Origin of the sequence: Sphingopyxis macrogoltabida (genome assembly GCF_001307295.1) — a bacterium.
GTDB lineage: Bacteria > Pseudomonadota > Alphaproteobacteria > Sphingomonadales > Sphingomonadaceae > Sphingopyxis > Sphingopyxis macrogoltabida_B.
In genome coordinates this window covers 1,339,759-1,358,299 of the sequence record NZ_CP012700.1, presented here as the reverse complement: position 1 = coordinate 1,358,299, position 18,541 = coordinate 1,339,759, and the positions used below count along the sequence as shown (strand labels likewise).

General features: G+C 65.5%; 17 protein-coding genes and 1 tRNA gene. 11 read left to right on the top strand and 7 right to left on the bottom strand.

The genetic code is table 11. From position 1 onward, the window contains the following. Nucleotides 1-120: 120 nt before the first annotated feature. Complete coding sequence (ychF, locus tag AN936_RS06335; RefSeq protein ID WP_054587393.1) at nucleotides 121-1,218, top strand: redox-regulated ATPase YchF; 1,098 nt, start codon at nucleotides 121-123, stop codon at nucleotides 1,216-1,218. A 196-nt stretch (nucleotides 1,219-1,414) separates the two neighbouring features. Here the strand turns inward: ychF and AN936_RS06330 are convergent, their stop codons facing one another. Next, nucleotides 1,415-1,816: a MerR family transcriptional regulator gene (locus AN936_RS06330; protein ID WP_054587392.1), complete on the bottom strand. Its 402-nt coding sequence runs from the start codon at nucleotides 1,814-1,816 to the stop codon at nucleotides 1,415-1,417. 41 nt (nucleotides 1,817-1,857) lie between these two features. Between AN936_RS06330 and AN936_RS06325 the strand changes: the two genes are divergently transcribed. The 4 genes from AN936_RS06325 to AN936_RS06310 all read left to right on the top strand — a co-directional run bounded on the left by AN936_RS06325 (nucleotide 1,858) and on the right by AN936_RS06310 (nucleotide 6,854). Beyond that, nucleotides 1,858-2,595, top strand: a complete 738-nt coding sequence (locus AN936_RS06325; RefSeq protein ID WP_201782973.1) for a MauE/DoxX family redox-associated membrane protein — start codon at nucleotides 1,858-1,860, stop codon at nucleotides 2,593-2,595. 2 nt (nucleotides 2,596-2,597) lie between these two features. Continuing rightward, nucleotides 2,598-4,277, top strand: coding sequence for a copper resistance system multicopper oxidase (locus tag AN936_RS06320; protein WP_054587390.1), 1,680 nt, complete (start codon nucleotides 2,598-2,600; stop codon nucleotides 4,275-4,277). Continuing rightward, nucleotides 4,274-5,218 carry a copper resistance protein B gene (locus AN936_RS06315; protein ID WP_054587389.1) on the top strand — a complete coding sequence of 315 codons (945 nt, stop codon included), beginning with the start codon at nucleotides 4,274-4,276 and terminating at the stop codon, nucleotides 5,216-5,218. The genes AN936_RS06320 and AN936_RS06315 overlap by 4 nt, the downstream gene beginning before the upstream one ends. 67 nt (nucleotides 5,219-5,285) lie before the next feature. Beyond that, entirely contained in the window at nucleotides 5,286-6,854 is a 1,569-nt protein-coding gene (locus AN936_RS06310; protein WP_054587388.1) for an alkaline phosphatase D family protein, read from the top strand. Between the two features lie 21 nt (nucleotides 6,855-6,875). Here the strand turns inward: AN936_RS06310 and AN936_RS06305 are convergent, their stop codons facing one another. Then, nucleotides 6,876-7,388 carry a hypothetical protein gene (locus AN936_RS06305; RefSeq protein WP_054587387.1) on the bottom strand — a complete coding sequence of 171 codons (513 nt, stop codon included), beginning with the start codon at nucleotides 7,386-7,388 and terminating at the stop codon, nucleotides 6,876-6,878. Between the two features lie 291 nt (nucleotides 7,389-7,679). Then, nucleotides 7,680-9,506: a DNA mismatch repair endonuclease MutL gene (gene mutL, locus AN936_RS06300; protein ID WP_054587386.1), complete on the bottom strand. Its 1,827-nt coding sequence runs from the start codon at nucleotides 9,504-9,506 to the stop codon at nucleotides 7,680-7,682. A gap of 195 nt (nucleotides 9,507-9,701) precedes the next feature. Between mutL and AN936_RS06295 the strand changes: the two genes are divergently transcribed. From AN936_RS06295 to AN936_RS06270, 6 genes are all read left to right on the top strand, one after another. Beyond that, entirely contained in the window at nucleotides 9,702-10,748 is a 1,047-nt protein-coding gene (locus tag AN936_RS06295; RefSeq protein ID WP_054587385.1) for a rod shape-determining protein, read from the top strand. A gap of 17 nt (nucleotides 10,749-10,765) precedes the next feature. After that, nucleotides 10,766-11,659 carry a rod shape-determining protein MreC gene (mreC, locus tag AN936_RS06290; protein WP_054587384.1) on the top strand — a complete coding sequence of 298 codons (894 nt, stop codon included), beginning with the start codon at nucleotides 10,766-10,768 and terminating at the stop codon, nucleotides 11,657-11,659. Beyond that, the gene (locus AN936_RS06285; protein WP_054587383.1) at nucleotides 11,656-12,177 is read left to right on the top strand and encodes a hypothetical protein; all 522 of its coding nucleotides are present in this window, start codon (nucleotides 11,656-11,658) and stop codon (nucleotides 12,175-12,177) included. The genes mreC and AN936_RS06285 overlap by 4 nt, the downstream gene beginning before the upstream one ends. A 10-nt stretch (nucleotides 12,178-12,187) precedes the next feature. Further along, nucleotides 12,188-14,107 (top strand): penicillin-binding protein 2, encoded by a 1,920-nt coding sequence (gene mrdA, locus AN936_RS06280; protein WP_054587382.1) that lies wholly within the window; start codon nucleotides 12,188-12,190, stop codon nucleotides 14,105-14,107. Next, a complete protein-coding gene (gene rodA / locus AN936_RS06275) occupies nucleotides 14,104-15,210 on the top strand; it encodes a rod shape-determining protein RodA (protein WP_054590140.1) in 1,107 nt (368 codons plus the stop codon). The genes mrdA and rodA overlap by 4 nt, the downstream gene beginning before the upstream one ends. 112 nt (nucleotides 15,211-15,322) lie before the next feature. Beyond that, a tRNA-Lys gene (locus AN936_RS06270) sits at nucleotides 15,323-15,398 on the top strand. A 222-nt stretch (nucleotides 15,399-15,620) separates the two neighbouring features. On the opposite strand, the gene AN936_RS06265 is transcribed toward AN936_RS06270, so the two are convergent. The 4 genes from AN936_RS06265 to istA form a co-directional block, all read right to left on the bottom strand. Beyond that, nucleotides 15,621-15,842 (bottom strand): DUF2274 domain-containing protein, encoded by a 222-nt coding sequence (locus AN936_RS06265; RefSeq protein WP_054587381.1) that lies wholly within the window; start codon nucleotides 15,840-15,842, stop codon nucleotides 15,621-15,623. Beyond that, entirely contained in the window at nucleotides 15,839-16,066 is a 228-nt protein-coding gene (locus tag AN936_RS25440; protein ID WP_054587380.1) for a TrbI/VirB10 family protein, read from the bottom strand. Before AN936_RS25440 ends, AN936_RS06265 begins: the two co-directional genes overlap by 4 nt. A 172-nt stretch (nucleotides 16,067-16,238) precedes the next feature. Continuing rightward, nucleotides 16,239-16,967, bottom strand: coding sequence for an IS21-like element helper ATPase IstB (gene istB, locus AN936_RS06255; RefSeq protein ID WP_031304487.1), 729 nt, complete (start codon nucleotides 16,965-16,967; stop codon nucleotides 16,239-16,241). Then, nucleotides 16,954-18,468 (bottom strand): IS21 family transposase, encoded by a 1,515-nt coding sequence (gene istA / locus AN936_RS06250; RefSeq protein WP_021238707.1) that lies wholly within the window; start codon nucleotides 18,466-18,468, stop codon nucleotides 16,954-16,956. The genes istB and istA overlap by 14 nt, the downstream gene beginning before the upstream one ends. Nucleotides 18,469-18,541: the final 73 nt, after the last annotated feature.

Genomic DNA, 18,541 nt, shown 5'->3' with positions numbered 1-18,541 from the left:
GGCGAATAAAGGCGCGAGGCTGAACGCGCCACAACCATATTGAGCGGAAGGCTGGCGCCGGGGCGCACTTGGCGCTAGGGGCGCTGCAACACCGGCCTCTTGCCGATCTACGGAGTTTTTATGGGTTTCAAATGCGGGATCGTCGGGCTGCCCAATGTCGGCAAGTCCACCCTGTTCAATGCGCTGACCGAAACGGCGGCGGCGCAGGCGGCCAACTATCCTTTCTGCACGATCGAGCCGAATATCGGCAATGTCGCGGTGCCCGACGCGCGCCTCGAAAAACTGGCGGCGATCGCGAGCAGCAAGAAGATCATCGCGACACAGCTCGCCTTCGTCGATATCGCCGGGCTCGTCCGGGGCGCGTCGAAGGGCGAAGGGCTCGGCAACCAGTTCCTCGGCAATATTCGCGAGGTCGATGCGATCGTCCACGTGCTGCGCTGCTTCGAGGATGACGACATCCAGCATGTCGAGAACAAGGTCGACCCGGTCGCCGACGCCGAGACGGTCGAGACCGAGCTGTTGCTCGCCGACCTCGAAAGCCTCGAGAAGCGCGTTCCCGCCTTTGCCAAGAAGGCGGCGCAGGGCGACAAGGAAGCGAAGATCGCCGCCTCAGTGCTCGGTCAGGCGCTCGACCTGCTCCGCGACGGCAAGCCCGCGCGGCTCGTCGAACCGAAGGATGTCGAGGAAGCCCGCGTCCTTCGCACTGCGCAATTGCTGACCTCGAAGCCCGTCCTCTATGTCTGCAACGTCGACGAGGGCAGCGCCGCGAACGGCAACGCCTTTTCCGAAAAGGTGTTCGCTAAGGCGGCCAGCGAGGGTGCGCAGGCGGTCGTCGTTTCGGCCGCGATCGAAAGCGAGCTGGTGACGATGGACATGGCCGACCGGATGGAATTCCTGTCCGAAATGGGGCTCAGCGAAACCGGTCTCGCGCGCGTCATCCGCGCCGGCTACGAACTGCTTCACCTGATCACCTTCTTCACCGTCGGCCCGCAGGAAGCGCGGGCATGGACCGTCCACACCGGCGCCACCGCGCCCGAAGCCGCGGGCGAAATCCACAGCGATTTCCAGAAGGGCTTCATCCGCGCCGAGACGATCGCCTATGACGATTATGTCACGCTGGGCGGCGAAGCGCGCGCCCGCGAAGCCGGCAAGCTACGCGCCGAAGGCAAGGCCTATGTCGTGCATGACGGCGATGTGATGCACTTCCTGCATAGTTGATAAATTCGTCATTGCGAGGAGCGCAGCGACGGCTTTGGGGATGGAGAGCAGCCATCTCCAATCTTCGTCATCCCCGCGAAAGCGGGGACCCAGTGTGGGGTAAGCTGACGCACGCCCTGGGTCCCCGCTTTCGCGGGGATGACGAAGTAAGGAATGGCAACTACCGGCCGGAACCGTCCCTTCGGATGCCCAAATATCACGGCTCGAACGCCGCAAGGATCGGGCACGGCCCCTTCTCGCTCGCCGCGCATTGATCGGCGAGGCGCGCCAGCGCGGCGCGGGTTTCGGTCATCTGCGCGATCTTGGCGTCGAGCGCGTCGATCCGCTGGCGCGCGAGGCTGCGCACGCGAGCGCGGTCGTCGCTCGCTTCGAGCGCCAGCAGTTCGGAAATCTCGTCGAGCGTGAATCCCGAGGCCTGCGCCGCGCGGATGAACTTCAGACGGCGCAGGTCGCCGCCGCTATAGCGGCGAACCCCGCCGCCCCAGCCGTCGCCGCCGCTGCGTACCGGCGTGTCGAGCAGGCCGCGGCGCTGGTAATAGCGGACCGTTTCGACGCCGACATCGCCTGCCTGTGCCAATTTGCCGATCGTAAATTGCATCGCTTGACTCCGTACCATGGTACGGAAGCTATATGGGGTGGATGACGAAACACGCAACACTCTATCGCATGGTCATGCCCGGCCATATCTGCCCCTATGGCTTGAAGTCGAAGCACCTTCTCGAAAGCCAAGGCTTCGCGGTCGACGACCGCTGGCTGACCACCCGCGAAGAGACCGACGCGTTCAAGGCCGAACATGGCGTCAGGACGACGCCGCAGACCTTCATCGACGGGGTGCGCATCGGCGGCCACGACGATTTGCGCCGCCATTTCGGGCTGACGGTGGCCGATCCCGACGCCACCAGCTACACGCCGGTGATCGCATTGTTCGCGATGACGGCACTGATGGCGTCCGCCGCGAGCTTCGCGGTAGAAGGGCATGTCCTGACCATCCGCGCCGCCGAGTGGTTCATCTCGTTCAGCATGGTCGTGCTCGCGCTGCTCAAGCTGCAGGACGTCGACAGGTTTGCGACGATGTTCCTCAATTACGACCTGCTCGCGCGGCGCTGGGTTCCCTATGCGAGTATCTACCCCTTTGCCGAAGGCCTTGCCGGCGTGCTGATGACCGCGCATGCGCTGCCCTGGCTGTCGATCCCGGTCGCGCTCTTCATCGGCGGCATAGGCGCCGTATCGGTGTTCAAGGCGGTCTATATCGACAAGCGCGACATCAAATGCGCGTGCGTCGGCGGCAGCAGCAAGGTGCCGCTGGGTTTCGTGTCGCTGACCGAGAATGTGATGATGATCGCGATGGCGCTGTGGATGCTCGGGAGGATGATGTGAGCATGGTTATCGGCCGGCGATCGCTCCTCGCTGCGGGCGGCGCCGCAGCGCTGGTGCCGTGGCTTCCCGCCTGGGCGCAGCCGATATCGTCGGGCCTCCCGACCGTCGTCGGCAGCGACATCCACCTCAAGATCGCGCACCGCATGCTGACCGTCGACGGCAAGACGAGCCATGCGATCGGGATCAACGGCACGATTCCCGGCCCGCTCGTGCGGCTGAAGGAAGGGACAGAGGCGCGCATCCACGTCACCAACGCGCTGCCGGACGAGGACAGCTCGATCCACTGGCACGGGCTGATCCTGCCCTTTCACATGGACGGCGTCCCCGGCATCAGCTTCCCCGGCATCGCACCGGGCGCGACCTTCACTTACGAATTCCCGGTCAAACAGTCGGGCACCTACTGGTACCACAGCCATTCGGGGTTGCAGGAACAGATGGGCCATTACGGCCCGCTGGTCATCGATCCCGCAGGTACCGACCCGGTCGCTTACGACCGCGAGCATGTCATCGTCCTGTCGGATCACAGCCCGCTTCATCCGCACGTCATCTTCAAGAAGCTCAAGCAGATGGGCGGTTATTTCAACCATCAGAAGCAGACGCTGGCAGGGCTGCTCGCGGGCAAGGACCAGCCGCTGAAGGACCGCATGGCGTGGGGTGCGATGCGGATGGACCCGACCGACATCAGCGACGTCACCGGCGCCGCCTACACCTATCTGGTCAACGGCCTCGGCCCCGATGACAACTGGACCGGATTGTTCCGGCCGGGCGAACGGGTGCGGCTGCGGATCATCAACGCTTCGGCGATGACGACCTTCAACGTCCGTATCCGGGGGCTGAAGATGGAGGTGGTGCAGGCCGATGGGCTCAATGTACGGCCGGTCGAGGTCGGCGAGTTCCAGATCGCGGTCGCCGAAACCTATGATGTCGTCGTCACGCCGGGCGACGGGGCGTATTCGCTGATCGCCGAAAGCTCCGACCGCTCAGGCATGGCGCGCGCGACCTTGGCGCCGCGCGCCGGGATGACCGCGCCGGTTCCGCCGCTGCGCCGGCGCCCGCTCGCGACGATGCAGGATATGGGGATGGGCGGCATGGATCATGGCGCGATGGACCATGGCGGGGAAACCATGAAGCACAGCATGCGCGACATGAGCCTTGCCCCCGCGGTCAAGGACACGCCGACCGTGCAGAGCATCTCGCCGATGCCCGTCGATCGCACCGGCGATCCCGGACAGGGCCTGGACGGCGAACCCGGTGTGCTGACCTACCGCGACCTCGTCGCGCTCGACCGCAATCCCGACACGCGCACGCCGTCGCGGCAGCTGCAGATCCACCTCACCGGCAATATGGAACGCTATATGTGGGCGTTCGACGGGGTGAAGATGAACGAGGTCAAGGCGCCGATCCCCTTTACCGAGGGCGAACGGGTGCGGGTGACGCTGGTCAACGACACCATGATGACGCACCCCATCCACCTGCACGGCCATTTCTTCGAACTGGTGACCGGCAAGGGCGACCATGCGCCGCGCAAGCACACCGTCAACGTCCAGCCGGGCGGCAAGGTGACGTTCGACCTCACCGCCGATGCGCCGGGCGACTGGGCGTTCCACTGTCACCTGCTCTATCACATGCACGCCGGGATGATGCAGGTGGTGACGGTCCGGCCGGCGGGGGAAGCCGCATGAGCCTGCTCGCCCTCCTCCTCCTTGCCGCGCAGCACCAGCATCACGAGATGCCCGCTCCCGCGCCCGCCTGTTCGCCCGAACACGCCGCGATGGGGCATTGCACGACGCCGGTGCCTGCCCCGCCGCCCCCGCCCGCCTGCACCGCGGAACATGCCGCGATGGGTCATTGCACGCTCCCCGAAACACCTCCCACCCCCGGCGCGGGCAACGCCGCTCCCCCGCCCGCGCCGCGCGTGGGCGCCGCAGATGCAATCTTCGGCGCCGATGCGATGGCGGCCGCGCGCGCGCGGCTCTATGCCGAACATGGCGGCGGCACGATCTCGCAGGTCATGGTCGACATGGCCGAAGCGCGCATCGGCAAGGGCGGTGACAGCTATGCTTGGGATGCCGAAGCGCGTTTCGGCGGCGATATCGACAAGCTGGCGATCAAGTCCGAAGGCGAAGGCGATTTCGGCGGCCGGCTGGAAGGCGCCGAGGTTCAGGCACTGTGGAGCCATGCGGTCGGGCCCTATTTCGACGTGCAGGCCGGGGTGAGGCAGGATTTCGGCCCCGGCCCGTCGCCGACGCACGCCGTGCTCGGCTTCGAAGGTCTCGCACCCTATTGGTTCGACGTCGAAGGCGCGCTGTTCCTGTCCGACAAGGGCGACGTCACCGCGCGCCTCGCGGGCAGCTATGACCAGCGCATTACCCAGCGGCTGATCGTGCAACCGATGACTGAAGTCGAGGCGGCGTTTCAGGATGTCGCCGAGCGCGGCATCGGCGGCGGCTTTTCGAATATCGAGTTCGGTGTCCGCCTGCGCTACGAAATCGCCCGCGAATTTGCGCCCTATGTCGGCTTCGCGTGGGAGCGCAAGCTCGGCAAGACGGCGCGGCTGGCGCGCGCGGCTGGTGACGACATATCGCGCCCGGCCTTCGTCGCGGGCATTCGTTTCTGGTTCTGACGACGCATTGATGTAACTTTCGGCTCGTCTAGCGAAAGCCATCGATTCGCATCTCCACGGAGCCGCCATGGTCAGCCGCCGCCACTTCCTTGCCTCTGCGACGCTCGTGGGGCTTGCCGCCCCCGCGATCCTTCGTGCCGAAGGCGGGCTGTTCCGCGAGTTCCCGTTCAGCCTCGGCGTCGCGGCGGGCGATCCGGTGAGCGATGGTTTCGTCATCTGGACCCGCCTCGCGCCCGAGCCGATGGCGCCGCACGGCGGCATGCCGCTGGCGCCGGTGCCCGTCGACTGGGAGGTTGCAAACGACAGCGGCTTTCGCGAGATCGTCGCGAAGGGCATCGAACTGGCGCGACCCGAACTCGGTCACAGCGTCCATGTCGAGGTCGCCGGGCTGCAACCCGACCGTCCCTATTATTACCGCTTCACCGCCGGCGGCGAACGCAGCCTGCGCGGCCGTGCGCGCACCCTGCCGCGTGTCGGCGCACCCGTCGAGGCGCTCAAATTCGGCGTCTGCGGCTGTCAGCATTTCGAAAGCGGCTTTTTCGGCGCCTACCGCCACCTCGCGCGCGAGGAGCTCGCCTTCGTCTATCATTATGGCGACTTCATTTACGAATATAGCCAGGACTATCTGTTCAACGACGGCCTGCCGAGCCGTCCGGTGCGCAAGCATGCGTTCCGCAATCTTGTCGACCTTGGCGACTACCGCCTCGCCTATGCGCAGCAGCTCGGCGACATGGACCTGCAGGCGGCGCGCTGCACCCACGCCTTTCTGTCGAGCTTCGACGACCATGAAATCCGCAACGACTGGGTTTCGGACATCGACAACTGGAAGCTCGGCCTCGCCACCAACGACCCCGACGCGCCGCCGCCCGAAGTTTTCATGCTGAAGAAGCAGGCGGCGATTCAGGCGTGGTACGAACATATGCCGGTACGCCGCGCGCTGTTGCCGCGCGGCGGCATGGTCGCACTCAACCGCGAGCTTCGGTACGGCGACCTGATGGCGATGCAATTGCTCGACACGCGGCAATATCGCAGCGACCAGCCGTGCGACGACGGGTTCAAACCCGCCTGCCCCGGCGTCTATGACAAAAATGCCGCGGTGCTCGGCAAGGCACAGGAAGACTGGCTGAACCGCAACCTCGGCGCGGGCGGCGCGACGTGGAATGCGCTGGCGCAGCAGGTGACGATGATGTCGCTCGACCGCCGCCGCGACCCGGCCGAGCCCGCGAAGATCCTGAACCTCGATAGCTGGGCGGGTTACGAGGCGCCGCGCGAGCGGATGCTGGCGCGCATGGGCGGACTAAAGAATGTCGTCGTGCTGACCGGCGACGAGCATCAGAATTTCTGCGGCGACCTGATTCACAGGGACAAGGTCGTCGGCGGCGAATTCGTCGGCACCTCGATTTCGAGCGGCGGCGACGGCAGTGACAAGCGCAAGGGCAGCGACGAATGGCTCGCGCTGAACCCCGAACTCAAATTCGCCAACGACCAGCGCGGCTATATGGTCTGCGACGTCGGCCGCGCGGCGTGGCAGACGCACTTCATGGTCGTCGACAAGGTGACGACCCCGGTCAACACGCTGTCGAAGCGCGCGACGGGGGTGGTCGAGAATGGCCGCGCCGGGATCACGATGGCGTGACCCCGGCGTGATCCGGCGGCGTCAGGCGCCGCAGGCCCATTCGCCGTCGAAGCTCTGCTCGCCGCCATAGGTCCGGCTGGCGACCAGCTTGGCCGGATAGACGGTCTGCTCGTTCCCGGTCTTCTTCGACATTTCCGACGTCCGCTCGACCGCCAGCTTCAGGCCGGGGCCCGACAATTCCATGCCTTTTTCGAGCGCGCCGAAACCGCCCGAGCCCGCGACGCGCTGGACGCGATCGCCGATCTTCACCGCACCCTCGGTCAGGGCGTCGGCGCCGACGTCGGCCTTGGCGACCAGCGCCGCGCCATCCTGTCCCTTGACGGTGAAGCTGCAACCGAGTTCACCCTTGAGCGCGAGCAGTTCGCCCTTGCCGATGGCCTTAAGCTCGATCGGCGTATCGCCGCCGGTGTCGGGCAGCTTCTTCTCGGCGGTTTCGGTCTTGGCGGGGGGTGTCTTGGCTTCGGACTGGGGTTCGCCCGAACAGCCGGCAAGCAGAAGCAAGGCGCACAGCGGCGCCGCAAGAGGGGATTTCATCGACTTTTTTCTCCTTTGGTCGGGGGACTGGCGAGCAAGGGGAGCCCGTTCGTTTCGACGACGCTGAGCTTACTAACGATCGAGGTTAAGGGGTGCAATACCGTGAAAGCGGCGGTGCGGTGTACGTGGGCTTTCGGCCGGTTTTTGCCGTTTGGGCCAACCTTACCCGTTCGCATCGAGCGAAGTCGAGATGCCCCTCAGGCTGGGCGTAAGGCCGACGGGTGTCTCGACTTCGCTCGACACGAACGGAAATAGAGGACGGTCAGGAATCCACCCCGAAACGGCCGTTCCTCATTTGCGCCCGAACAGCTTCTCCACATCGTCCATCGCCAGCTTCACCCAGGTCGGACGGCCATGGTTGCACTGGCCCGAATGCGGGGTGATTTCCATCTGGCGGAGCAGCGCATTCATCTCGGCAACGTTGAGCGTCCGGCCGGCGCGCACCGATCCGTGACAGGCCATCGTGGCGGCGACGAGTTCGAGCTTTTCATTGAGGCCGAGCGCCGCGTCATAGCCGGCGAGATCGTCGGCGATGTCGGTGACCAGCTTCTGGCAATCGACGGCGCCGAGCATCGCCGGGGTTGCGCGAACCATGACCGCCGCGGGGCCAAAGCGTTCGACCTCGACGCCCAGCGCAGCGAGTTCGGCCGTCGCCGCCTCGACCCGGTCGCACGCCGGTTCGTCGAGTTCGACGACCTCGGGCAGCAGCAGCCCCTGCGACGGCACGCGCTGGCCGCTCATCCCGCGGCGCAATTGTTCGAGCACCAGCCGTTCGTGCGCCGCATGTTGGTCGACGATGACGAGTCCGTCCTCCGCCTCGGCGACGATATAGGTGCGCGCGATCTGGCCGCGCGCGATGCCGAGCGGATGCTCGGCGGCGTGCGGCACCGGCGCGGTTGCGGCTTCGGCGCGTCCCATCGGCAGCGTGTCAGGTGCCGCTTCGCGCGGCGCCGAAAAATCGACGACGCGGTCGCGGAGCAGCGCAAGCGTCGCGGTGTCGCCGTCGGCCCCAAACAGGTGCGTCGCGGGCGCGTGCGGATACGGCAGATGTGCCGCGAACAGAGTCGGCACCGGCGCCACCGGTTCCTGCTGCCATGCGACCGCCGCAACTTCAGCGGGACGCTGGATGCTGCGAAAGCCATGTTCGTCGAGTGCACGGCGAAGCCCGCCGACGATCATCCCGCGGATAAGCTGCGGGTCGCGAAAGCGCACTTCGGTCTTGGCGGGATGGACGTTCACGTCGACCTCGCTGGTCGGCACGTCGAGGAACAAGGCGACGACGGGATGACGGTCGCGCGCGAGCAGGTCGGCATAGGCGCCGCGCAGCGCCCCGACGAGCAGCCGGTCCTTCACCGGCCGCCCGTTGACGAACAGATATTGGTGATCGGCGATGCCGCGATTGTAGGTCGGCAGGCTGATCACGCCGCCGAGATGGACCTCGCCGCGGTCCAAATCGACGCCGATGCTGTTCGCAGCGAGTTCGCGCTGGGTCAGCGCCGCGACGCGCGCCAGCCGGTCCTGCCCGCCCTGCACGTCCAGCACACGGCGCCCGTCATGCTCAACGGTGAAGCCCACGTCGGGCCGCGCCATCGCCAGCCGCCGAACGACATCGAGGCAGGCGGCATATTCGCTCCGCCCGCTGCGCAGGAATTTGCGCCGTGCCGGAACGCGGGCGAACAGGTCCTCGACGAGGACGCGCGTTCCCTTGCCGAGCGCCGCCGGGCCTTCGGCAACGACCGCGCCATTATCGACGATGCGCCTCCAGCCATCGCCGCCGGCGACGCGGCTTTCGAGCGTGAGCCGCGCGACGCTGGCAATCGAGGGCAGCGCCTCGCCGCGAAAGCCCAATGTCGTGACATCCTCGATCGCATCGTCGGGCAGCTTCGACGTAGCATGGCGTTCGAGCGCCAGCGCTATGTCGGCGGCGGTCATGCCGCACCCGTCGTCCTCGACTTCAAGGCGTAATATTCCGCCCTCGGCGATTCGCACCGAAATGCGAGTCGCACCGGCGTCGATGGCGTTTTCAACCAGTTCTTTGAGCGCCGCGGCGGGTCTTTCGACCACTTCACCGGCTGCGATCCGATTTACGAGCTTTTCCGGCAGGCGGCGTATTGACATAAGGCCTCTCGTAGCGCAGTCGGACGCAAATCGCGACCCACCCGCACAGCCCCGATCATTTTGTCCAGCCAGCCCCCGTGGACGAGCCGGAATCTCCCCCTGATTGCTGCTGTCGCCGGCCGGGCGCGCGGGTAAAAATCACGACAGGGGCGCACTCCGTTCGGGGCGCGGCTTCGATGACAGGAAGCAGTATCGATGTCCTTCTTTTCTCGCTGGTTCAAATTCAATTCCCAAGACATGGCGATCGACCTCGGCACCGCGAACACCGTCGTGTACGTGCGTGGCAAGGGTATCGTGCTGAACGAACCTTCGGTCGTCGCGGTCGAGACGCTGAACGGGATCAAGCGGGTGAAGGCGGTCGGCGACGACGCGAAGCTGATGATGGGCAAGACCCCCGACAGCATCGAGGCGATCCGCCCGCTGCGCGATGGCGTCATCGCCGACATCGACGTCGCCGAGCAGATGATCAAGCATTTCATCACCAAGGTGCACGGCGGCAAGCCCAACGCGTTCCGCAGCCCCGAAATCGTGATCTGCGTCCCCTCGGGCTCGACCAGCGTCGAACGCCGCGCCATCCGCGACGCCGCGTCGAACGCCGGCGCCAGCGAAGTGTGGCTGATCGAGGAGCCGATGGCCGCCGCGATCGGCGCCGACATGCCGGTGACCGAACCGATCGGCTCGATGGTTGTCGACATCGGCGGCGGCACCACCGAAGTCGCGGTGCTCTCGCTCCGCGGCCTCGCATACACCACCTCGGTCCGCGCCGGCGGCGACAAGATGGACGAAGCGATCGTCTCCTACGTCCGCCGCCACCACAACCTCCTGATCGGCGAAGCGACCGCCGAGCGGATCAAGAAGGATTTCGGCATCGCCCGCATCCCCGCCGACGGCGTCGGCATGACGATCCACATCAAGGGCCGCGATCTCGTCAACGGCGTACCCAAGGAAATCTCGATCAACCAGGCGCAGATCGCCGAGGCGCTGTCCGAACCGATCGGCACGATCGTCGAAGGCGTGCGCATCGCGCTCGAAAACACCGCGCCCGAACTCGCGGCCGATATCGTCGATCAGGGCATCGTTCTGACCGGTGGCGGCGCGCTGATCAGCGAGCTCGACGAACTGCTGCGCGACGCGACCGGCCTGCCCGTCACCGTCGCCGAGGATCCGCTGACCTGCGTCGCGATCGGCACCGGCCGGGCGATGGAAGATCCCGCCTTCCGCGGCGTGTTGCAGCAAGCTTGATACCCAGGCGCTGAACCATGGCTCGCCCGGCACATCGGCGTCCGGGGCAATCCCGAAAGGCCCAGTACAGCCTGTTCGCTGCCTATGTCATCGCGGTGACCGGGGCGGTGGCGGGACTGTTGCTCGCGATCCTTTCGGTCGTTGATCCCGTCGGCTTCGCCGCGCTGCGCGTGGCGAGCCAGGAAGTCACCGCGCCCATCGCGCGCGTGACGCGATCGGTGACGGGGTCGATTTCGGGGATCGACGACAGCGTCGGCGCCTATGTCGCAGCGGGATCGCAGAACCGGCGGCTGCGCAAGGAACTGGCCGAAACGCGCCGCAAGCTCGTCGCGACGAGTTCATTGCAGGAAGAGAATCGGCAACTCAAGGGCCTGCTGGACCTGCAGCAGATCGATAAGGCGGCGCTCGCCAACGGCTATCTGCTGACCTCGACGTCGACGAGCAGCAAGCGCATCGCGCTGCTCAGCATCGGCCGCAATCTCGGCGTCGCGTCGGGACAGCCGGTGCGCGGTGCCGACGGACTGATCGGCCGCGTACTCAGCGCCGGTCCATCGGTGTCGCAGGTCCTGCTGCTCACCGACGTCGATAATGTCGTTCCGGTCCGCCGCGCCAGCGACGGTCTGCCCGCGCTCGCCACCGGCCGCGGCAACGGCGACCTCGACGTGCGGACGCTCAACATCGCCAACAACCCGTTCAAGCCCGGCGACATCCTCGTCACATCGGGCACCGGCGGGCTCTATCCGCCCAATATCCCGGTCGCGATCGTCGTGCGCCGCCAGGACGACGGCGCGCTGGCGCGGCCGCTCGCCGATCCCGGCAAGGTCGATGCGGTTGCAGTGCTGCGCCCCTATACGCCCGATAATATCGAGGCGCAGGCCGCACCGGCGCCGCCGCCCGCCGCTGCGCCATGAACCAGAAGGGCCCTCGCCTCGGCGAACCGGCATCGCTGTGGCGGATGCGAATCGTTCCGGTCGCGACGGTGATGGTCGCGTCCGCACTGCCGCTGATGCTGCCGCTGATCGCCAATTCGCCCGTGCTGCCGCCGCTCGGCCTGCTCTTCTTCCTGTGCTGGCAGCTCCTGCGCACCGAAATGTGGCCGGTGTGGGTCGGCCTGCCGCTCGGTCTGTGGGACGATCTGTTCAGCGGCGCACCGATCGGCACGGCGGTCGGGCTGTGGACGCTCGCGAGCATCGCGATCCATTATTCGTCGCAGCGCATCTATTGGCGCGGCTTCTTCCACGACTGGGCGATTGCCGCGCTGCTGATCGCGATCATCCAGTCGCTTGCGGCGTTGATCGCGCATCCCCACGCGGCGCCGGGCCATGTCCTCGGGCTCGTCGTGCCGCAGATCGTTATATCGGCACTGCTCGTCCCGCTCTTCCTTCGCCTCACCGGCAAGTTTGACAATTTCCGCCTGAAACGCAGATAAACCCACGACAATGTTTGGCCGCAAGAACCAGCGCAAGAGCCCGCCGATCACCGAGGCATGGCGGGGTATTACCTTCACACGCCGCGCGCTGGTCGTCGGCGGCGCGCAAGCGGCGGTCGGCGTCGCGCTCGCCGCGCGCATGGCCTATATTTCGGTCATCGACAACGACCGCTATGTGCTTGAATCGGAAAGCAACCGCGTCAACCTGACGCTCGTGCCGCCCCGCCGGGGCTGGATCGTCGACCGGCACGGCAAGGCGCTGGCGAACAACCGTGTGTCGCTGCGCGTCGACATCATCCCCGACCGGCTTCACAACAAGGATCTGGTGCTCGGCCAATTGAAGACGCTGCTCCGGCTCGACGGCGATGCAATGGAGCGGATCGAACGTGACCTGAAGGCGGCATCGGGTTTCCAGCCGGTCGCGGTCGCCGAAGACATGACCGAGGCCGAATATTCGTCGATCCTCGTCCGCCTGCCCGAGCTCCCCGGCATTGCGCCGCAGCGCGGCTTCGCCCGCAATTATCCGACAGGCGCCGCGGTCGGACACCTGATCGGCTATGTCGGCGCGCCAACCGCCGAGGAATATGAGAAGGTCAAGGACCCGCTCTACATCACTCCGGGCTTCCGCACGGGCAAGGACGGGCTCGAGAAATATTTCCAGCCGATGTTGCGCGGCAAACCCGGTGCGAAGCGCGTCGAGGTCACTGCGCGCGGCAAGGTGGTGCGCGAACTGGATACGACGCCCGACACCCAGGGCAAGACGGTTCATCTGACGATCGACGCCGACCTGCAGGAATATGTGGCACGGCGCATGGGGCGCGAATCGGGCGCGGCGATCGTCATCGATTGCCAGAACGGCGACATCCTCGCCTTTTGTTCGATGCCGAGCTTCGATCCGAACAGCTTTTCGGACGGGATCAGCAATAGCGAATATAGCTGGCTGCGCGCCGACGACCATCAGCCGCTGATCAACAAGGCGACGCGCGGCCTTTATCCGCCCGGATCGACGCTGAAGCCGATGGCCGCGATCGCGGCGATCGAACATGGCGTCGACCCGAGCGAGCGCCACACCTGCATCGGCGGCTATCGCCTCGGCAGCCGCTTCTTCCGCTGCCTCGGAGTCCACGGCAGCCTCGACATGCCGTCGGCGATCATGAAAAGCTGCAACAGCTATTTCTACTGGCTGGCGCACCGGCTCGGCTACGACGCGATCGCACCGACCGCCCGCTTGATGGGGCTCGGCGAGGAATTTCAGCTCGCGGGCAGCAACCAGCGTTATGGCACCATCCCCGACAGCGCGTGGAAGATGAAGAAATATAAACAGGCCTGGTCGGCATCGGATTCGCTGAATGCGGTGATCGGTCAGGGCTATGTCAGCGTCAATCCGCTCCAGCTCGCGGTGATGGCGGCGCGGATCGCATCGGGGCGCCGGCTGTATCCGCGCCTGATCAACCGCGAATTCAAGAACGAACCCTTGCCCTTCTCGGCCGAAGCGCTCGCCACCGCGCGCCACGGCATGGACCTGGTGGTCAACGGCGCCGGCACCGCGGTGCGCAGCCGCCTGCCGCTCGACGGCATCACCATGGCGGGCAAGACTGGCACCGCACAGGTGCGCGGGCTCGGCACCGGCAACGGCAAGAGCGGGACGTGGAAGTTCCGCGACCATGGCCTGTTCATCGGTTTCGCGCCGGTCGACAATCCGCGTTATGCCACGGCGGTGGTCATCGAGCACGGCATGGGCGGCAGCCGCGCGGCGGCACCGGTCGCCAAGGATTTCATGACCTTCCTGTTCGACCGCGAAAAGGCGATGGAAGCACTCGAAGGTTTCGAGGCCGGCTGGGGCGGCACGATCAAGGAACGCATGGACCGCGATTACGCGGCTTGGAAATCGGGCGCCTCGCGCGGCCCCGATCCGGAGCCGCCGGCATGATCCCCGTTCCGCCAGCGATCCAGCGCATCCCGTGGAAACTGATCGCGCTGCTGTCCGCGATCACCGGTTTCGGGCTGCTCGTGCTCTATTCGGCGGCGGGCGGCAGCTTCACGCCATGGGCGTTGCAGCAAGGCGTGCGCTTCCTCGTTTTCCTCGGCGTCGCGCTGATAATCGGCCGCTTTCCCCTGCGGATTTTCGAGGATTTCGCCTATCTCGGCTATATCGGGGTCCTGATATTGCTCGTCGCGGTCGAACTGCTCGGCTTCGTCGGCGGCGGCAGCCAGCGATGGCTTAACCTCGGCTTCATGAACCTGCAGCCGTCCGAACTGATGAAGGTGGCGATCGTGCTCGCGCTCGCGCGCTTCTACGCGCAGCTCCCGCCCGGCGAGACACGCAACTGGACCGCGCTGTGGCCCGCGCTGATCGTCATCGGGCTGCCCGCCGCGCTCGTCATGCTCCAGCCGGACCTTGGAACCGCGCTCGCCATCTGCGCGAGCGGTATCATCGTGATGTTCGTCGCCGGCCTGCCCTTCTGGTGGTTCGGCGGCGCCGCCATCGCCGGGGCTGCTGCCTTGCCGGTGCTGTTCTCGATGCTGCACGACTATCAGCAAAAGCGCGTGCTGATCTTCCTCGACCCCGAAAGCGACCCCTTGGGCGCCGGTTACCACATCAGCCAGTCGAAGATCGCGATCGGCTCGGGCGGGATCGGCGGCAAGGGCTTCCTCAACGGATCGCAGAGCCACCTCGATTATCTCCCCGAAGGCCACACCGACTTCATCTTCGCGACGATGGCCGAGGAATGGGGTCTGATCGGCGGCATCGGGCTGCTATTCGCCTTCTTCCTGCTGCTCCGCTGGTCGACGCGCGTGGCGCTGCGGGCACGGACGCGCTTCGGTCAGCTCGTTGCGGCCGGCCTCACCATGACGATCTTCTTCTACATCGCGATCAACCTGTCGATGGTGATGGGCATGGCGCCGGTGGTCGGCATTCCCCTGCCCCTCTTCTCCTATGGCGGCTCGTCGATGCTGACGATCATGGCGTGCGTCGGCATCATTCTCGCGATCGAAAACGACAGCAAAACCGGCACCCGCCGCTTCCACTGACAAAAACTTCAATCAGCCCATTGCCATCCCCGCAACGCCATGATAGCTGGCCGCTCGCTTAGCAGCAAAGAGGCTCTCTCGATGCTGCAAGGTGCGCCGGAAAACGGCACGTGGACGCATAGCTCAGTTGGTAGAGCAGCTGACTCTTAATCAGCGGGTCCTAGGTTCGAGCCCTAGTGCGTCCACCACCTTCCCCTTGAAAATATTAGACTTTTTCGGAGCGCTGCTTCGCGCACCGTCATAGAATCCGAATTATGACGGTAATTATGACGGTGGAATCGATTCGAATCATGATCGGAAGATTCGAACTGTGCGGAGCGATTTCGCTCGGCGAGCACCAGGCTGAATAGCACGAAGCCGGCACCGACTTTTGTCGCTACCGGCCTCCCACTGTCTCTCAGCCATTTTGGTCAGTCCCGGCGACGTTCCCTTGCGAACACCCGATCCGAGGCGATGAAGCGCGCGATCATCGGTCCGACCAACTTCTCCGGGCTCAACGGCTCGCTCAGACTGTTTAGTCTCGCGTGGACACGGGCATAGTCAACCAGTTCGCGATGGGCGTGTCCTGTCAGTTCGATCGTAAGGCGAACCGGCTTCTCTTCGGCGATAGCGCCGAGCCGCAAGCCCGTCATTGTCTCTCCTCCCTGCTCTCGAGGATCAGGTCACGCGTTACGATCACACGAAAGGCGAAGCCCGGTCGCACCTCGATTGTTGGCGCGATCCCGATCTCGCGCTCCACAAGCCTCCTCCCGGCTTGGCTGAACGCATCCTGTGACCCGTCGCGAAGCGCGCGGACGAGCTGGTCATCCCCATCCGAACCTAGCTCGGCGCCGGCTCCAAGAAGCGTGGATGTCAAACGGCGTTCAAAAGGGACCCCCGATCGGCGTCGAAGAGGGACCCCCTTTTCGGATAATATGATGCTGGTTTGTTGAAGATGGCCTTGCGCTGCGTGCGGCGGAGGGCGGGCGTAGCCCGACCGGAGGCGCGCGCAGCGCAAGATAGATTTTTGAAGGCGCCGAAGGTGGCTGTCAGCTGCGGTTTTTGAAGCGCCAGCTGTCGTTGCCCGTCTCGACGATATCGCAGTGGTGGGTGACGCGGTCGAGCAGCGCCGTGGTCATCTTGGGATCGCCGAACACGGTCGGCCATTCGCCGAAGGCGAGGTTCGTGGTGATGATGACGCTGGTCCGCTCATAAAGCTTGCTGATGAGGTGGAACAGCAACTGCCCTCCCGAGCGGGCGAACGGCAGATAACCGAGCTCGTCGAGCACGATCAGGTCGAGCCGCGACAGCTGCGCCGCCAGGGTCCCGCCTTTGCCGATCCGGGTCTCCTCTTCGAGGCGTGTCACCAGATCGACGGTGTTGAAGTAGCGGGCGCGAGCGCCCCTTCGCACGACATTGGCGGTGATCGCGATGGCGAGGTGGGTCTTGCCTGTCCCCGTGCCGCCGACCAGCACGATATTGCGGCGAGGCGGGAGGAAGGAGCCATCGTGAAGGGAGCGGATCATCTCCTCATTGATCGGTGTGCCCTCGAAGCTGAACCGCTCCAGGTCCTTCACCACGGGCAGCCTCGCAGCCGTCATCCGATAGCGGATGGAGGCTGCATCCCGGTGGGTCGCCTCAGCACGGAGCAGGTCGGTCAGTATCTCCATGGTGGTGCGCTTGCGCTGGAGGCCGGTGGTGACCGCCTCGTCGAACGCCGCCGCCATGCCCTTGAGTCCGAGGCCGCGCATCGTGTCGATCATATCATGCCGCTGCATCATAGCCTCGCAGCAGATCATAGCGGGCACAGTCGGCGAGCGGAGGATGCTGCAGCATCCGGTCTTCCGAAGTGACGATGCTGTGGGGTGTCGCCGGCTCGCGGCGCCGGGAGAGGATGTTGAGGATCAGCTCGTCGCTGGCCGTTCCGTTCGCCAACGCTTCGCGCACGGCAGCCTCTACCGGCTCCAGGCCATCGGTGAGCACCGCCGAGAGGACCCGCACGAACCTGCGATCGGCCTCGTCCCCGGTGCCGAGCCTTCGCCGTAATCGGTGCAGGGCGGGCGGCAGATCCCAGTCCTGGAACGGTGCGCCGTTACGCAGCGCGCCGGGCTTGTGCGCGAGGACCGGCAGATAATGCCAGGGATCGTATATCGTGCGGTTCCGACCGAAGTGGCGCTCATGCTCCCCGACGATCGCATCGCCGCAGCGTATGACGATGCGATCGGCATAGGAGCGCACCTGAACGGTCCGGCGTGCGGCCGTCGACATGACCGAGTAGCGGTTGCGATCGAAGCTGATGAGGCAGGTGCCGGTGACGGCATGCTCGCTCTCATGGAAGCCGTCGAACGGTGCCAGGATCGGCTGCAGGGCCGGTCGCTCCATATCCAGCGCCTCGGCGACGGTAATATCCCCGCGTTCGGGATGGGCATGATGCTCGGCCCAGCGCCGGCACTCGGCCTCCAGCCACCCGTTGAGCTCGGCCAGGCTGGCGAACCGGAGTCGCGGCTGGAAGAAGCGGCCTCGGATCGTCTGGACCTGCTGCTCGACCTGGCCCTTCTCCCATCCCGCCGCCGGCGAGCAGGCGGTCGGCTCGACCATGTAATGATCGGTCATGATCAGGAAGCGGCGGTTGAACACACGCTCCTTGCCGGTGAACACGGCCGTCACCGCCGTCTTCATATTATCGTAGATACCGCGTCGCGGCACACCGCCGAAGAACGCGAACGCCCGGGCATGGGCATCGAACAGCATCTCCTGGCCCTCGCGCGGATAGGCCCGGACATAGGGTGCGCGCGAGTCGCAGAGACGCATATGCGCCACCTTCACCCGCATCGGCTTGCCGGCGATCTCCACATCCTCGTGGCTCCAGTCGAACTGGTAGGCCTCACCCGGCTGGAAGGTCATCGGGATGAACGCCGGTGCGCCTTCGCCAGCATCCTTCCGCCGCGCAGCACGCCAGCGCGCCGCATAGCGGCGCACCGCATCATAGGATCCATCGAACCCCTCGCGCACCAGCAGGTCATGGATACGCGTCATCCGTAGCCGATCGCGGCGGCCGCGACCTTCGTTCTCCTCAAGCAGCGCATCGAGACGATCCTGATAAGGACCGATCCGCGGCAGCGGCTGGACTTTGCGCTGATAGTTGAACGCCGCCTCCGGCGACCGGATCGCTTTGCGGACGACCTTCCGCGACAAACGAAGGTCACGAGCGATCGCCTTGATCGCCTTACCCGCTGCATGCTCACGCCGAATCCGAACCACTGTCTCCACGATCAACATCCCGTTCTCGCCAACTGATCAAAACCAGTCGGCCGACTAAATCCCCGGGATGAAGGGGTCCTTTTTGCACGCC

What these genes read in the sequence shown, in the direction of transcription:
- mreC (WP_054587384.1), top strand. Translation starts at nt 10,766, where the DNA reads ATGGCTCGCCCGGCACATCGGCGTCCGGGGCAATCCCGAAAGGCCCAG.
- AN936_RS06265 (WP_054587381.1), bottom strand. Translation starts at nt 15,842, where the DNA reads ATGACGGGCTTGCGGCTCGGCGCTATCGCCGAAGAGAAGCCGGTTCGC.
- AN936_RS06315 (WP_054587389.1), top strand. Translation starts at nt 4,274, where the DNA reads ATGAGCCTGCTCGCCCTCCTCCTCCTTGCCGCGCAGCACCAGCATCAC.
- AN936_RS06305 (WP_054587387.1), bottom strand. Translation starts at nt 7,388, where the DNA reads ATGAAATCCCCTCTTGCGGCGCCGCTGTGCGCCTTGCTTCTGCTTGCC.
- mrdA (WP_054587382.1), top strand. Translation starts at nt 12,188, where the DNA reads ATGTTTGGCCGCAAGAACCAGCGCAAGAGCCCGCCGATCACCGAGGCA.
- istB (WP_031304487.1), bottom strand. Translation starts at nt 16,967, where the DNA reads ATGCAGCGGCATGATATGATCGACACGATGCGCGGCCTCGGACTCAAG.
- AN936_RS06320 (WP_054587390.1), top strand. Translation starts at nt 2,598, where the DNA reads ATGGTTATCGGCCGGCGATCGCTCCTCGCTGCGGGCGGCGCCGCAGCG.
- istA (WP_021238707.1), bottom strand. Translation starts at nt 18,468, where the DNA reads ATGTTGATCGTGGAGACAGTGGTTCGGATTCGGCGTGAGCATGCAGCG.
- AN936_RS06310 (WP_054587388.1), top strand. Translation starts at nt 5,286, where the DNA reads ATGGTCAGCCGCCGCCACTTCCTTGCCTCTGCGACGCTCGTGGGGCTT.
- AN936_RS06285 (WP_054587383.1), top strand. Translation starts at nt 11,656, where the DNA reads ATGAACCAGAAGGGCCCTCGCCTCGGCGAACCGGCATCGCTGTGGCGG.
- AN936_RS06295 (WP_054587385.1), top strand. Translation starts at nt 9,702, where the DNA reads ATGTCCTTCTTTTCTCGCTGGTTCAAATTCAATTCCCAAGACATGGCG.
- ychF (WP_054587393.1), top strand. Translation starts at nt 121, where the DNA reads ATGGGTTTCAAATGCGGGATCGTCGGGCTGCCCAATGTCGGCAAGTCC.
- AN936_RS06325 (WP_201782973.1), top strand. Translation starts at nt 1,858, where the DNA reads ATGACGAAACACGCAACACTCTATCGCATGGTCATGCCCGGCCATATC.
- mutL (WP_054587386.1), bottom strand. Translation starts at nt 9,506, where the DNA reads ATGTCAATACGCCGCCTGCCGGAAAAGCTCGTAAATCGGATCGCAGCC.
- rodA (WP_054590140.1), top strand. Translation starts at nt 14,104, where the DNA reads ATGATCCCCGTTCCGCCAGCGATCCAGCGCATCCCGTGGAAACTGATC.
- AN936_RS06330 (WP_054587392.1), bottom strand. Translation starts at nt 1,816, where the DNA reads ATGCAATTTACGATCGGCAAATTGGCACAGGCAGGCGATGTCGGCGTC.